Below are 14,917 nucleotides of genomic sequence, written 5' to 3' on the forward strand. Positions count from 1 at the left end.
ACGGGAGGTTGAAGCCGTTCGCCGCCGAGGCGGGTAGCGGTGCCGATTACCTCGGGTGCTGGTAGAGCAGGCGGACGTGGGCGGGTTCGAGTTCTTGTATGGAGCCGACGCCCAGGAGTTTCATCGTGCGGGTGAGCTGAGTGCGGAGGATGTCGATGGCGCGGTCGACGCCTGGTTCGCCCCCGGCCATCAGGCCATAGAGGTAGGCGCGGCCGATCAGGGTGAAGTGGGCGCCAAGGGCTAGGGCGGCGACCATATCGGCGCCGTGCATGATGCCTGTGTCCAGGTGGATTTCGAGGTCGTCGCCGACCTCGTGGACCACTGAGGGGAGCAGGTGTAAGGGGACCGGGGCTCGATCGAGTTGACGGCCACCGTGGTTGGACAGGATTATGCCGTCGATGCCCAGGGCGGCCAGACGTTTGGCATCGTCTACCGTTTGGACGCCCTTGACGAGGATTCGCCCCGGCCAGCGGTCGCGGATCCAGGTCAGGTCGTCGAAGTCGACCGTGGGGTCGAACATCGCGTCGAGGAGGTCGGCGACGGTGCCGGACCAGCGGTCCAGGGAGGCGAAGGCCAGGGGTTCGGTGGTGAGGAAATCGAACCACCAGCGGGGTTTTCGGATCGCGTCGAGGGCGCCCGTGAGGGTTATCGAGGGTGGGACGGTCATGCCGTTGCGCGCGTCGCGGAGGCGGGCGCCGGCTACTGGGACGTCGACGGTGACTACCAGGGTGTCGAAGCCTGCCGTGGCGGCGCGGTCGACCAAGGCCAGAGAGCGGTCCCGGTCTTTCCACATGTAGAGCTGAAACCAGTTGCGGGCCTGGGGATCGGTGGCGGCGGCCAGGTCTTCGATGGCTGTGGTGCCCATGGTGGAAAGGGTGAAGGGGATTCCGGCTCGGGCGGCGGCTCGGGCGCCGGCGACTTCGCCTGCGGTGTGCATCATGCGAGTGAAGCCGGTGGGGGCGATGCCGAAGGGCAGCTGGGAGGGTTTGCCGAGGATGGCTGTGCTGGTGTCGATGTCGGCGACATCACGGAGGATGGCTGGGCGGAATTCGATGTCTTGGAACGCTTGTCGGGCCCGCTGGAGGCTGATTTCGGCGTCGGCGGCACCGTCCGTGTAGTCGAAGGCGACCTTGGGCGTGCGTTTGCGGGCCAACTCGCGCAGGTCCCAGATGGTTTGGGCGCGAGCGAGTTTGTGGTCGAGGCCGCCGAAGGGGCGCTCGAACTTCACCAACGGCGCGAGGTCGCGGTATTTCGGGATGCGGCGTTCGGTCACCGGATCGGATTCTCCTATTGCTCGGCGATATTCGGGCGGCCATTGGGCGCACGCAGCCGGAGCGAGTGCATGCCGCCGTCGACTTCCAGCATGACGCCGGCGGTCGAAGCCGCGTGTGGTCCGGCGAGGTACAGCACGGCGGCCGCGACTTCTTCGGGGCTGACCAGCCTGCCGTGCGGCTGACGCGCTTGGAGCGCAACGAGTTCCGCGGCGGGATCAGGGGCAGCGGCGAGCAGGCGTTGCACCCAGGGGGTGTCGACCGTGCCCGGATTCACGCAGTTGACTCGAATTCCTTCCGAGAGGTGATCGGCCGCCATGGCGCGCGTCAGCGCGAGGATCGCGCCCTTGCTGGCACTGTAGGCAGCGCGGTTCGGCAGTCCGGTGGTGGCGGCGATCGAGCAGGTGTTCACGATCGAGGCGGCCGGCGAGCGGCGCAGGTGAGGTAGAGCGGCGCGGGAAACCCGCACGGCACCGAGCACATTCACGTCGAAGAGGCGTTGCCACTCGTCGTCGGTATTGTCCTCGACAGTTCCCTGCGCACCGATGCCCGCATTGTTGACCACGATGTCCAGGCGGCCGAATGTGTCGGCGGCGGTCTCGATGGCCGCCCGCACCGAATCGTCCTCGCACACATTGCATGTCAGCGCCAGGCCATCGCGGCCGACCGGTGGGCCCGGCACCAGATCCAGCACAGCCACCCGCGCGCCAGCGCGGCCGAATGCGGACGCGATCGCCCGGCCGATACCGGATCCGCCGCCCGTCACCACGGCCGTCAGCCCGTCCAACTCCCCGTAAGTCATACTGACCTCATCCGCGCACTGATCCGATGTCTACAGCTTCGGAAGATAACACCGCTTAGCGAACGGAACGCCACATTCGGTCAATTTGCCGGAAATCAGCCCGAATCGACAGCCCTTGCGTTCCTAGACATCGGATGTATAGTCGTGACCCAGATCACTTCTGGCAGCGAGGATCACGCATGGCTTTCATTACGGCGCTGGATACGCTGGATATTCGGTTCCCGACGTCGACCCACCTGGACGGCTCGGATGCCATGAACCCCGACCCCGACTATTCGGCGGCCTACGTGATCCTGCGCACCGACGATGCGACGGTTCCGGACGGCCACGGCTTCGCGTTCACGATCGGGCGCGGCAATGAGGTGCAGCAGGCCGCGATCCAGGCCCTCGATCATCTGGTGGTGGGCCGCTCGGTCGACGAGATCACCGGCGATCTGGGCGGTTTCGCGCGTAGCCTGACCGATGATTCGCAGCTGCGCTGGCTGGGCCCGGAGAAGGGCGTCATGCACATGGCGATCGGCGCGGTCGTCAATGCCGCCTGGGACCTCGCCGCCAAACGCGCGGGAAAACCTGTGTGGCAGCTGGTGTCGGAGATGAGTCCAGAAGACCTGGTGGCGCAGGTGGACTTCCGCTACCTCACCGATGCCCTCACCCCCGACGAGGCCCTGACCATCCTGCGCGAGGCCGAACCGGGCCGGGCCGAACGCACCGAACGCCTGCTGGCCACCGGATATCCCGCCTACACCACCTCCGCCGGCTGGCTCGGATACTCCGATGCCAAGCTGACCCGCCTCGCCCAGCAGGCGGTCGCCGACGGGTTCGGCACCATCAAGATCAAGGTCGGCCGCGATCCGGACGAGGACGTGCGCCGGGTCATGCTCGCGCGTCACGCCATCGGCCCCGATATCGGCCTGGCCGTGGACGCCAACCAACGCTGGGGCGTCGATGAAGCGGCAGAATGGATTTCGCGGCTGGCACCGGCCGGGCTGTCCTGGGTCGAGGAACCCACCAGTCCCGATGACATCCTGGGCCACGCCGAGATTCGCCGCCGCGTCGCGGGCGTGCCGATCTCCACTGGCGAGCACGGCCAGAATCGCATCCTGTTCAAACAGCTACTGCAGGCGGGCGCGGTCGATGTCTTGCAAATCGATGCCGCCCGCGTCGCCGGGGTCAACGAGAATCTCGCAATCCTGTTGCTGGCGGCCAAGTTCGGGGTGCCGGTCATTCCGCACGCCGGTGGGGTCGGGCTGTGCGAGCTGGTGCAGCACCTGGCGATGATCGACTACATCGCCATCTCCGGCACCATGCAGGGTCGCGCCATCGAATACGTCGACCATTTGCACGAGCATTTCCGCGATCCGGTCCGGGTGGCCGGCGGACGTTATCTCACGCCGCGCGCACCAGGTTTCAGCGCCGAGATGCTGCCGGACTCGCTCCGCGATTACACCTTTCCCACCGGGGCGGCATGGCTGGAGCCGACCACTTTCTCAGCAGTACACCAGGTTTCGGCAAAGGAGCACGAACTCTCATGAACACCAGGATCATCGGCGCGGCTGTAGCCGCCGTACTGGTCGTCGCGGTGGCGGCCTGTTCCCGCGAACAGACTTCCGGCGGCGGTCCCGCCGTGGCCGTCGGGAAGGGCGCCGACAACGGTGTACTGGTCGGCGCCGACCAGCCGCGTTCGGACACCGACTTCTGGAGCGCCTACGCCGGGTATCTCGGCCCGAAGGCCGCCGCGGCGGGGGTGAGGCTGGAGAACACCTCCTCCGACAATGACTCCAACCGGCTGAAATCCAATGTGGACACGCTGCTTTCGAAGGACGTCAAGGCGATCATCATGGCACCGCAGGACACCGCCGCCGCGAAACCGGCGATCACCGCCGCCGCCGGTAAGAACGTGCCGGTGATCAGCGTCGACACTCGCCCCGACAGCGGCGGCGCGTACATGGTGGTGCGGGCCGACAACCGGGCCTACGGCACGAACGCCTGCACCTATCTCGGCGAAACCCTGCACGGCACCGGGAAAGTCGTGGAATTCCAGGGTGATCTGGCCTCGATCAACGGCCGCGACCGCTCCCAGGCGTTCGCCGAATGCATGCGCACGAAATACCCGAATATCAAGGTGATCGAAATCCCCACCGAGTGGAAGGCCGACAAGGCCACCTCGGGCCTGCAGGACAAGCTGCTCACCGATCCGGATATCAACGGCATCTACATGCAGGCCGGCGGCGCGTTCCTGCAGTCGACGCTGGCATTGCTCAAGCGCACCGGCAAACTCGTGAAAGCCGGTCAGCCGGGTCATATTTCGATCGTGTCCAATGATGGCATCAAGGCCGAGCTCGACGCCATCGACGCGGGCGATATCGACGCCACCGTCTCGCAACCCGCCGATCTGTACGCGCAGTACGCCGCGATGTACGCGAAAGCGGCCGTGGACGGTAAGAAATTCGCTCCCGGTCCGACCGATCACGGCTCGACCATTGTCGACACCGGCGGCGGCCAGCTCGAGGATCAGCTCCCAGCGCCGGTCGTGACCCGCACCGGCGGCAAGGTCGGCGATATGGACACGGTGGCGAGCACCGATCCCGCGCTGTGGGGCCGCGGGCACTGAACGGATCGACACCCTAGCGATGGAAACCGCAGTGCCCGAGACAGTTTCACAGCGACAACCGGATGGTCCACCGGTGGCCGAGGCGATCGGGGTGACCAAGCGGTTCGGCCGCAATATCGCGCTCGATCGCGTCGGATTGCGGGTCACCGCGGGCCGCACGCATGCGCTGGTGGGGCGAAACGGCGCCGGGAAGTCGACCCTGGTGTCGATTCTGACCGGACTCGCAACTCCTGATGAGGGGGAGGTGCGCTTCCAGGGTCACCCGGCGCCGGCGCCCGCCGATCGGGATGCCTGGCGGTCCCGCGTGGCGTGTGTCTACCAGCACTCCACGATCATTCCCGATCTGTCGGTGGCGGAGAATCTGTTCGTCAATCGGCAGGGTTTCGGTAGGCGCCTGGTCAATTGGCGCACGCTGCGGACGCGCGCGCGGGAGCTGCTCGATACCTGGTCGGTGCCGGTTTCGGTGGATACGCTCGCCCGCGAGCTGTCGGTGGAGCATCGGCAACTAGTGGAAATCGCGCGCTCGCTCTCGCACGGCGCGCGGTTCATCATTCTCGACGAGCCGACCGCGCAGCTGGACGGTCCCGCCATCAAGCGCCTCTTCGCCCGGATCCGGGACCTCCAGGAACAGGGCGTGACCTTTCTGTTCATCTCCCATCATCTCGACGAGACCTACGAAATCTGTGCCGATGTCACGGTGTTCCGGGATGCCCGGCATATCGTCACCGCTCCGGTCGCCGAGCTGGCCAAGCCTGCGCTCATCGCCGCCATGACCGGCGATTCGACCGACTTGGAAATCGCGGTGCCACGACAGGCTCCCGACGCCGCCCGCACACCGGTATTGAAGGTGGAGAAGCTCACGCGCGTCGGCGAATTCGACGAGATCGACATCGACGTGCGCCCAGGTGAGATCGTCGGACTGGCCGGTGGCGGCAGCAGCGGGCGCATCGAGGTGGCCGAGACCATTGTCGGATTACGCAGGGCGGCAGGCGGATCGGTAATGGTGGCGGGCAGGCCGCTGCGCGGCGGCGGGGTGCGGGCGGCGCGTGACGCCGGGATCGGATTCGTGCCGCGCGATCGTCACGAGGAAGGGCTGATCCTGTCCATGAGCGTGGCCGACAATGCCACCCTCACCGTGCCGCACAAGCTCGGCCCGTTCGGCCTGCTGTCGCGGCGCAGCCGAGATGTGCTGGCGGGCACCGCCATCGCGGAACTCGATATCAAGACCGAGAGCCCGCAGCAGAGCGTCGCCGAACTGTCCGGCGGCAATCAGCAGAAGGTGGTGTTCGCCCGTGCCCTGGCCACCGAACCGCAAGTGCTGGTGCTGATCACCCCCACCGCGGGAGTCGACGTGCGCTCCAAGGAAACTCTGCGCGCGGTGGTGCGCGCTGCCGCCGATCGCGGCACCGCCGTCCTCGTCGTCTCCGACGAACTCGACGATCTGCGCGACGCCGACCGCGTACTTGTCCTGGTGCAGGGACGGCTCACCGCCCGCTTCGACAAGGGCTGGAACGACCGCGAGCTCGTCACCGCCATGGAAGGACTGCTATGACCCGGACCGCGACCGAAACCGGTGCGCCCACCGCGGCCCCGCCGCGCCGGGCGCGAATCCACGTGCGCTGGAGCACATTCCGCGATCTGCTGCTGGTGCCGCCGATCTTGCTGGCACTGGTGGTCGGATACTTCATCAATACCAACTTCGTCTCGACAGCCAATCTCACCAATGTGCTGAGCACCATGAGCGGTATTTCGCTGCTGGTGCTGGCCGAAGTGCTGGTGCTGGTGGTCGGCCGGATGGACCTCTCGCTGGAATCCACCTTCGGCCTCGCGCCGGGGGTGGCGATCTGGGTGACCATGGGCACCACCGAGGTCGGTGCCATCACCTGGGCGTCGCCGTGGATGACCATTCCGATCGCGCTACTGGTGGGTGCGGCGGTCGGTGTGGTCAACGGCCTGCTGATCGTGCGCTTCGGCCTCAACGGGTTCATCGTGACGCTGGCGATGCTCATTGCCCTGCGCGGGCTGCTGACCTTCCTCACCTCCGGGTTCACCCTGACCAAGATTCCGGACTCGGTCGAATGGCTCGGCAATGCACGAGTTCTGGGCCTGCCGGTGAATGTGATCATCGCCCTGGCATTGTTCGTGATCGGATATCTGGTGCTGAACTACACCACGGCCGGGCGGGCACTGTACGCGGTCGGCGGCAATGAGGCGGCCGCGCGAGCCGCCGGTATTCGCACCGATCGGGTGGTCATCGCCGTGCTGGTGATCGCCGGGGTGTTGGCCGCGATCGGCGGGCTCATCTATTCCGGGCAGTTCGCCAGCGTCCAGGTCAGCCAGGGCGACGGGATGATCTTCAATGTGTTCGCCGCCTGCGTTATCGGCGGCGTGTCACTCAATGGCGGGCGCGGGTCGGTGGTGGGCGCGTTCTTCGGAATCCTGATTCTCACGCTGATCCAGAAGCTGCTGTCCTACGGCGGGGTGAGCGCGGATTCGCTGAAGTTCATCAACGGTGCGCTCATCCTCGTCGCCTTGGTCATCACCCGCATCGCCAGCGGACGGCGGCAGGAGTGAGCATGCGAATCGCGTTGCACACCAGGCTGAAGCCGGGTGCGGAGGCCGAGTACGAGGCGGCCCATCGCGCGGTACCGGCCGAACTCGTCGCGGCCATTCGCGCCGCCGGTGCGACCGACTGGACCATCTGGCGCAGCGGGTTGGACCTGTTCCATGTCATCGACTGCGACAGCTATGACAGGCTGCTGACCGAACTGGCTGGTTTGCCGGTGAATATCGCCTGGCAGGCTCGCATGAGCGGGTTCACCGATGTGCCCCACGACTATTCGGCGCCGGAGGCTGGTTTGCCAGTGGTCTGGGAGCTGAATCCGCGACCGCGCGCCGAGGTGGTGCTCGGCGGTGCGGGGTATGCCGGGCTGTACCGCGCTGTCGATGAGGACACGGCACAGCAGGCGCTGCGCGCGGCGTGGGCGGCCGGGATTCGGAGTTTCGATACGGCGCCGCATTACGGCGGCGGGCTCGGCGAGGAGCGCCTCGGCCGGTTCCTGCGTGGGCGAAACCGTTCGGAATTCACGGTATCCACCAAGGTGGGACGGTTGCTGTACGACGACCCGGACGCACCCGACGGGGCCGATGAGTTCTACGGTGCGCCCAAACGGTCACGGCGGCTGGACTATTCGGCGAAAGGCGTACGGCTGTCGCTGGAGCAATCGCTGATTCGGCTCGGGCTGGATCGGGTGGATCGGATACTCGTACACGACCCCGAGGCGCATATGGACCAAGCCCTGGGCGAGGCACTGCCGGAGCTGGAACGGATGCGGGCCGAAGGGCTGACCGCTGGAATCGGAATCGGCGTGAACCACGTCGAGACCGCATTGCGGTTCGTGCGGGAGTCGGCCATCGACACCGTCATGATCGCCGGGCGGTACTCATTGCTGGACCGCCGAGCAGGGCGCGAACTGCTGCCCGAATGTGCGGAACGCGGGATCCAGGTGCTCGTCGCGGGGGTGCTCAATAGCGGAGTGCTGGCGGATCCCTTGCGGCAGGCCACCTTCGACTACCGCACGGCGGATCCCGCCGTCGTCACCCGCGCGCGGGAGCTGGAGCGGCGGTGCGCGAAATACGGTGTGCCACTGCGGGCGGCGGCCGTGCAGTTCCCGCGACGGCATCCGGCAGTGACGGCGATCGTGCTCGGATCCGGTACTCGCGCGGAGATCGACGACAGCATTGCCATGCTCGATCTGCCTGTGCCGGACGAACTCTGGTCCGAGCTCGAGGATCAGGCGCTGTGGTGAATCGAGCACTGCGATGAGCCGCTCACTCCACTGCCCGGCCCAGCCATTCCATCACCCCGGCCACATGTGCCAGCGCCCGCGCCTGCGCCAGTTGCGGGTCACGCGCGGCGATCGCGTCGCAGATGCCGCGATGCTCGGCGACCGTGCGCTCGAACGCGCCCTCCTCGGTGACGCCGCGCCAGATCCGTGCGCGGGTGGTCGGCATGGACAGCGAATCCAGCAGCGAGGCAAGGACTTTATTGCCGGAAGCGGTGGCGATGGCGGCGTGGAAGCTCAGGTCGAGCGCGACCAGATCGGTCACCGACGCACTGGCGGGCTCGACCAGCGTGCGCAGGTGGGTGATCTCCTCGTCGGTCATGTGCTGCGCCGCCAGCGCGGTCGCGGCGGGCTCCAGAATCCGCCGCACGCCCAGGATGTCGAGCACCGAGTCGTCCTGATGGAACTCCAGCAGGAAGCTCATGGCGTCCAGCAGCGAATTCGGCTCCAGGCTCGCCACGAAGGTGCCGTCACCCTGGCGCACGTCCAGGATTCGCACCAGCGACAGCGCGCGCACCGCCTCCCGCAGCGAATTGCGCGACACCCCGATCTCGGCGGCCAGGTCGGCCTCGCGCGGCAACCTCGATCCGGGCGTCAGATCGCCCGAGACGATCATCGCCTTGATCTTCGCAATCGCATCGTCGGTGACCGACAAACTGGTTCCTTCACTTTCGAGAATGTGAACATATGCCTCCGATGACTGTAGACGCCCATGCGCATGTCTGGGACATTCGCGGTGGAAAATTCTCTGTCGAATACGACTGGCTGACAAATACATCCGATGTCTTGTATCGCACCTATACGCTGGCCGACCTCGAGCCGCAGCTGCCCGAGCACGATATCGCGGGGCTGGTGCTGGTCCAGGCGGCCGACTCACTGGCCGAGAATCACGCGCTCCTGGACGCGGCGGCCCACGCCCCGCGCCCGGCGGTCGTGGTCGGCTGGCTGCCGCTGCACGAACCCGAGCGGGCCGCCTTCGAGCTGGCCCGGCTGCGGCGACCCGAATACGTCGGAGTGCGGCACATGATCCACCGTGACCCGGATCCGACCTGGCTACGGCGACCCGAGGTTTCCGACAGCCTGGCCATGCTCGCCGAGGCCGGTCTGAGTTTCGACGCGGTGGCCGAGCGATCCGATCTGCTGGGGCAGGTGCCGGTAGTGGCGGCCGAACACCCCACGCTCACAGTGGTTCTCGACCATCTGGGCAAACCGCCGATCGCGACCGGTGACTGGCAGCCATGGGCGGATCTGCTGGCCGCCGCGGCCGAGCAACCCAATGTGGTGGCGAAGATCTCCGGCCTGGCCACGGTGTCCGAGCCCGGATTCACCGCCGCCGATTGGCAGCCGTACGTCGATCACGCGCTGGCGGTGTTCGGGCCGGATCGGCTGATGGTGGGCGGGGATTGGCCGTTCACCCTGACCGCCGCCTCCTATGCGGAGGTCTGGCGGGCCACTGTCCAGGTCCTCGGCGGACTTGCCCCGGACGATCGCGTCAAGGTGTTGTCCACGACGGCGCGGCGCGTATACCGGCTGGCCGCCGATCAGACGGAACCCATCAACGAAGGAGCTAGCGCGTGAAATTGCAGCGGATCGGCGCGGTCGGCGCGGAGCGGCCGGTCGTGGTCGACGGCGATCGGGCCTATGATCTGTCCACGCTGACACCGGATATCGATGGTGCGTTCCTCGCCGCGGACGGCATATCGAAGACCGCGGCAGCGCTGTCACAGGGCCTGCTGTCGCCCATCGACCTCACCGGACAACGCATCGGCGCACCGATCGCGCGCCCGCAGGCGGTCTGGTGCATCGGCATGAACTATGCCGCGCACGCCGCCGAATCGGGAGCGGAACCGCCACGTACGCCGGTGGTCTTCTTCAAGACACCCAATACCGTGGTCGGCCCCTACGACGACGTGCTGATCCCGCGCGGGTCCGACCGAACCGACTGGGAGGTGGAACTGGCGGTGGTGATCAGCCGCCGAGCGAGCTACCTGGACTCGCCCGACGACGCCATGAAACACATTGCCGGCTACACCATTTCGAACGACGTCTCCGAACGCCGCTTCCAGCTCGAGGAATCCGGCGGCCAATGGTCGAAGGGCAAGTGCTGCGCGACCTTCAACCCCCTCGGGCCCGCCCTGATCCCCGCCGATCGCCTCGACCCGAAGGACCTGCGCCTGCGCTCCTGGGTCAATAGTCAACCGCGCCAAGACTCTTCGACGGCCGACCTCATCTTCGACGTCGCGTACCTGGTCTGGCATCTGTCCCAGTACGCGGTCCTCGAACCCGGCGACATCATCAATACCGGAACCCCGGAAGGCGTAGCCCTCTCCGGTCGTTTCCCCTACCTCCGCCCGGGCGATGTGATCGATCTCGAGATCGACGGCGTCGGGCGCATGCGCCAAACCTGCCGGGATTCGGCAGATATTCTGTGATCGTGGACGGCAGGGGAGGAAAGTTCGAATACCTGCGACAGGAATACGCCATCGTCAGCAAGTGGACCTGACCCGCTAGCCGACGTGGGGGAGGAAGGTCGTCACGAGCAGGGCGTCGTAGTTCGGCAGCTGGGTCGACTGGTCGATCTTGCCTTGGGCCTTGGCCCAGGTGCCGAGGCTGGTGAGGTTGTCGGCGAGATCGGGCTGCAGCTGAATGGTGTAGTCGAATTCGGGCAGGATCTTCTGGAGCAGGTCGGGTGCGAGCTGAGTGGCGGCGGCGACAGTGGAGATCGCGCTGTCGGTGCGCGTCGACAGTGCCGTGCTCGCCTCGTTCAGAGCTGTGAAGAAGGCGCTCAGAGAAGCCGATTTCTGAGCCACCGCGGTCTCGGACGCCAGGTAGAGGCTGTGCTGGTTGTAGCTGCCGCCCGGGAGTTGGACGGCGTCATCGCCGAGGGCGGCACTCACCTGCGCCTGATACGGCTGGAAGATGGAGACGGCGTCGACATTGTGCTGAGTGGCGGCTGTGAGCGTCGCCTGGGGCGCCACCTGCACCAGATCGGCTTTGATTCCATTGTCGGAGAGCGCTTTCGCGGCGAAGTAGGCCGCACTGGTGCCGAGCGGGGTGCCGATGGATCGTCCGGCCAGGCTCTCGAGCGAGGTGATTCCCGCGCTGCGCCTGGCCACGATTCGTGATCCCTGCCAACGGGACCCGTCAGCGACGACGCGCAGCGACGGGGACCGCGTCAGGGTGGCGGCGGCCGGCACATCGGCGGCGGTCGCGACGTCGACCTGGTGGGCGGCGAGCGCTTGCAGCGCTTCCACACCCGAGGGAAAGTTCACGACTTTGACCTTCACGCCGTTCTTTTCGAACAATCCGTCCTTCTGAGCGACGGGTATCTGCGCCCAGGAGGGATCGACGACGAACGCGACCGTGAGGGTCTTGGAATCGGAACCGTGCGAGGTGGCGCATGCGGCGAGCGTCGTGGATATCGCGGCGACTGTCAGGACTGCCGTGAGCAGCCGGTTCATCAGCGTTTTCATGGGGTCTCTCTTCATGTTGTGGTAGGGATTCAGCCGTTCAACAGCTGTCGCTCGTCGTGCTCGACGCCGAGTTCGTGATGCAGAGTGCGGCGGAGCTCGCTGTAGCCGGGTTGGTCGGCGAGCGCATCGGCGGGGCGCGGGCGGCTCAGTGGATTGGTGATGTGCCGGGTGATCTGGCCGCCCCTCAGCACACTGATGGTGTCCGATAGTCGAATTGCTTCGTCGACATCGTGGGTGACGAAGATGACGGTCCGGTTCAACCGCGTCCACAGATCGATGAGCAGGTCCTGCATGCGCAGGCGGGTCAGCGCGTCGAGCGCCGCGAACGGTTCGTCCATCAGCATGACGGCGGGTTCGCCGGCGAGCATGCGCGCGATACCGACGCGTTGGCGCATGCCGCCCGAGAGTTGGCTCGGGCGTTGCTTGCCCACTTCGCCGGACAGTCCGACGAGGTCGAGAAGTTCGTCGACGCGCGCACGCCGCCGTTTGCGCGGAACGCGATGTGCGCGCAGGGCGTAGCCGATGTTGTCGGAAACGCTCATCCACGGAAACAGCACGTCGCGCTGGAAGGCCACGCCGCGGCGCGGGTCCGGAGCCCGCACCGGTTCGTCGTTGTCGATCACCGTGCCAGAGGTGGGGGTGATGAGCCCGGCCAGACAGTGCAGCAGAGTCGATTTGCCGCTGCCCGAAGCGCCGACCAACACGGTGAACGAGCCGTCGGGCACACTCAGCGAGATGTTCCGCAGCGCGGGGGCGGACTTGTTCGGGAATCGAACGACGAGATCCTGTGTCGCGATGGTCATGTCAATGCTCCTCGTGCGCCCATCGCGTGATCGGTGCGGAAACCGAGGCAATCGCCAGATCGCAGGCCGCCCCGATCACGCCGAGCACTATCAAGCAGAAGATCAGGCGATCGGCCTGCGAGAACAGTTGAGCTTGATAAATGCGGTAGCCGATTCCCGCTGTGGTGCCGGTCATTTCGGCGACGACGATGAGTACGAAAGCCATGGCCGCGCCCACCCGGAGGCCGGAAACCACATCGGGCGCCGCCTCGGGCAGCACAATCCGGGTCATGGACTGCCAGCGCCCGGCGCCGAGGCAGCGCGAAGCCAGCAGATAGTCGGCCGGGGTACTCGCGAAGCCGGCATGACTGTTGATCCACACCGGGACGAACACACCGAGCGCGATGACCAGGGTCTTGCTGCTCTCGCCGATCCCGAACCAGAGAATGGCCAGCGGCACGATGCCGATCGTCGGAATGGGAGAAAGCAACCTGAGCACCGGTTGCAGAATTCTGCGCCCCAGCCAGGTGCTCGCGGTGATGATCGCCGCGGAGATTCCGGCGATTGCACCCAAGACGAATCCGAACAGCGCCCGCTGCAGGCTCGCGGTGATATCCGGAACCAGCAGCCCGGCGGACCACAGGCTTTGTCCGGCCCGAATGACCTGCGGCACAGTCGGAAACAATTCCCTGGGGAAGCGCCCGGTAGCCACGATGAGGCTCCACAGAATTCCGGCCAGAGCGAGGGCGCCGACGATTCCCCCGATCGCTGCCCAGCGTTTGTCCGAGGTCTTCATGGCGCGGTCCGCCGGTCGACGGGTTCGGGAGCCGACTGCGGAGCCCCGACGGGCACCCAATCGAACGCAACCGCCTGTGCGCGATAGATCAGCGAGGTCCGGCTCAGGCGATCGACGCCCGGTACCCGGGGTTCGTGTACTTCCGGTTCCCCGGCGACCCCGTAGCCCTCGTACGGGGTCTGGTACTCCCAGACCACCTGGCCGTTCGGAGTCACCTGGAACAGACGGCCGTTCATGCCCTCGGTGATGAGGGTGTTGCCATTGGGCAGGCGTTGAGCGTTGCTCACGAAGGAGCTGAAGAACGTCCACGACGGCTGCCCGGAGTCCTCGGCCGTGTACTGCCACACGATCTGCTCGGTCGCCGGGTCGATCTCCAGGACGCGTGATCCCGCGTAGATCCCCAGCGCCGCCGGCGGATAGCCGGCCCCGCCCTGATTGTCGAAGACAAGAATATTGCCTGCGCCGGGCAGGCCATCGGCGATGAAATGCGGATTGTGCTGTCCGGAGATCTGGTCGAGCGGGCGCGGCACCTTGTGCGCGTTGATCCGCTGATGCTGCGCTCCGGGCTCGGCCGCGAAATACGGACCCAGTTTCCACACAATGGCTTTGGTGGCCTTGTCGATCAGCGCGATCACATTGGCCTTGCGCAGGCTGATCAGGATGTTGTCGGGATGGAACACAGTGCGCGGGTCCGCGCGCTGCCACCGGTTCGGTCCCAGCGTCTTGGCGCTGTTCATCTCCAGATAGCCCCAGGGATCATCCGGATCACGGGACACGGTGTCCCGCAATGCTTTCCAGCCGGCCTCGGAGAACCCGAGCTCGTCGAGGTGATCGCCGGCCCGCCACTCCCAGACGATCTCGCCGTCGGGCGTGACCTCGTACAGTCCTTGGTCGCCGACGATCTCATCGCCCAGGCCGGGCACGATGCGCGGGATGGTCACCAGCAGCAGCCGGTTTCCGTTCGGCAGCAGTTCCCAGTCGTGGTTCTGCCGCGCGGCCCCGCCCGGGGCCTGCTCACCCCATTCCCATACCGGTTCTCCCGACCAAGTCAGTTGCCCCACGGTGCCATTCGCGTAGATGCCGCCCCTGGCGTCACCGCTGGGCGCGAGCTGCACGCCGACATCGCCCAGCCGGCCACCGGTGAGCGCGGGATCGATGACACGTGGCGGCACGCCCGCGAACGGCCACTCGTGCACGACCGCACCGTTGAGGTCGATGAGGCGGGTGATCGAATCCGATCCGGTGTAGAGGACATAGCTGTTGTGCGCCAGATCGGGGTCGCAGTAGGTGACGCCAGTGAGCCGAACGAATGCCATGCCAATTACTCCACCAGTCGG

14 protein-coding genes are annotated in these 14,917 nt (G+C 66.4%); 7 read left to right on the top strand and 7 right to left on the bottom strand.

Annotation, left to right across the window (positions count from 1 at the left end; translation table 11 throughout):
• Nucleotides 1–46: 46 nt before the first annotated feature.
• On the bottom strand, nt 47–1,273 hold the full coding sequence (locus ACQP1T_RS19305) for an alpha-hydroxy acid oxidase (protein WP_433754447.1): 1,227 nt from the start codon (nt 1,271–1,273) through the stop codon (nt 47–49).
• 14 nt (nt 1,274–1,287) lie between these two features.
• Nucleotides 1,288–2,073, bottom strand: coding sequence for an SDR family NAD(P)-dependent oxidoreductase (locus ACQP1T_RS19310; RefSeq protein WP_433754448.1), 786 nt, complete (start codon nt 2,071–2,073; stop codon nt 1,288–1,290).
• 179 nt (nt 2,074–2,252) lie between these two features.
• Between ACQP1T_RS19310 and ACQP1T_RS19315 the strand changes: the two genes are divergently transcribed.
• From ACQP1T_RS19315 to ACQP1T_RS19335, 5 genes are all read left to right on the top strand, one after another.
• The gene (locus ACQP1T_RS19315) at nt 2,253–3,605 is read left to right on the top strand and encodes an enolase C-terminal domain-like protein (protein WP_433754449.1); all 1,353 of its coding nucleotides are present in this window, start codon (nt 2,253–2,255) and stop codon (nt 3,603–3,605) included.
• On the top strand, nt 3,602–4,684 hold the full coding sequence (locus tag ACQP1T_RS19320) for a sugar ABC transporter substrate-binding protein (RefSeq protein WP_433754450.1): 1,083 nt from the start codon (nt 3,602–3,604) through the stop codon (nt 4,682–4,684). Before ACQP1T_RS19315 ends, ACQP1T_RS19320 begins: the two co-directional genes overlap by 4 nt.
• Before the next feature lie 73 nt (nt 4,685–4,757).
• Complete coding sequence (locus tag ACQP1T_RS19325) at nt 4,758–6,236, top strand: sugar ABC transporter ATP-binding protein (RefSeq protein WP_433754451.1); 1,479 nt, start codon at nt 4,758–4,760, stop codon at nt 6,234–6,236.
• A complete protein-coding gene (locus tag ACQP1T_RS19330) occupies nt 6,233–7,258 on the top strand; it encodes an ABC transporter permease (RefSeq protein ID WP_433754452.1) in 1,026 nt (341 codons plus the stop codon). The genes ACQP1T_RS19325 and ACQP1T_RS19330 overlap by 4 nt, the downstream gene beginning before the upstream one ends.
• A 2-nt stretch (nt 7,259–7,260) precedes the next feature.
• Nucleotides 7,261–8,493 carry an aldo/keto reductase gene (locus tag ACQP1T_RS19335; RefSeq protein WP_433754453.1) on the top strand — a complete coding sequence of 411 codons (1,233 nt, stop codon included), beginning with the start codon at nt 7,261–7,263 and terminating at the stop codon, nt 8,491–8,493.
• Between the two features lie 22 nt (nt 8,494–8,515).
• On the opposite strand, the gene ACQP1T_RS19340 is transcribed toward ACQP1T_RS19335, so the two are convergent.
• A complete protein-coding gene (locus tag ACQP1T_RS19340; protein ID WP_433754454.1) occupies nt 8,516–9,184 on the bottom strand; it encodes a FadR/GntR family transcriptional regulator in 669 nt (222 codons plus the stop codon).
• Between the two features lie 41 nt (nt 9,185–9,225).
• On the opposite strand from ACQP1T_RS19340, the gene ACQP1T_RS19345 reads away from it, so the two are divergent.
• Together ACQP1T_RS19345 and ACQP1T_RS19350 are read left to right on the top strand one after the other, a co-directional pair.
• Nucleotides 9,226–10,107, top strand: a complete 882-nt coding sequence (locus ACQP1T_RS19345) for an amidohydrolase family protein (RefSeq protein WP_433754455.1) — start codon at nt 9,226–9,228, stop codon at nt 10,105–10,107.
• On the top strand, nt 10,104–10,961 hold the full coding sequence (locus tag ACQP1T_RS19350; protein ID WP_433754456.1) for a fumarylacetoacetate hydrolase family protein: 858 nt from the start codon (nt 10,104–10,106) through the stop codon (nt 10,959–10,961). The genes ACQP1T_RS19345 and ACQP1T_RS19350 overlap by 4 nt, the downstream gene beginning before the upstream one ends.
• Nucleotides 10,962–11,036: 75 nt before the next feature.
• Here ACQP1T_RS19350 and ACQP1T_RS19355 read toward each other — a convergent pair whose 3' ends face one another.
• From ACQP1T_RS19355 to ACQP1T_RS19370, 4 genes are read right to left on the bottom strand one after another with little or no spacing between them, the layout of a single operon-like run.
• On the bottom strand, nt 11,037–12,002 hold the full coding sequence (locus tag ACQP1T_RS19355) for an ABC transporter substrate-binding protein (RefSeq protein ID WP_433754457.1): 966 nt from the start codon (nt 12,000–12,002) through the stop codon (nt 11,037–11,039).
• A 29-nt stretch (nt 12,003–12,031) separates the two neighbouring features.
• Nucleotides 12,032–12,805, bottom strand: coding sequence for an ABC transporter ATP-binding protein (locus ACQP1T_RS19360; RefSeq protein WP_433754458.1), 774 nt, complete (start codon nt 12,803–12,805; stop codon nt 12,032–12,034).
• 1 nt (nt 12,806) lies between these two features.
• On the bottom strand, nt 12,807–13,580 hold the full coding sequence (locus tag ACQP1T_RS19365) for an ABC transporter permease (RefSeq protein ID WP_433754459.1): 774 nt from the start codon (nt 13,578–13,580) through the stop codon (nt 12,807–12,809).
• Nucleotides 13,577–14,896, bottom strand: a complete 1,320-nt coding sequence (locus ACQP1T_RS19370; protein WP_433754460.1) for an aryl-sulfate sulfotransferase — start codon at nt 14,894–14,896, stop codon at nt 13,577–13,579. Before ACQP1T_RS19370 ends, ACQP1T_RS19365 begins: the two co-directional genes overlap by 4 nt.
• Between the last annotated feature and the right edge of the window lie 21 nt (nt 14,897–14,917).

The sequence above is a fragment of the Nocardia sp. CA-135398 genome (genome assembly GCF_050955845.1).
GTDB lineage: Bacteria > Actinomycetota > Actinomycetes > Mycobacteriales > Mycobacteriaceae > Nocardia.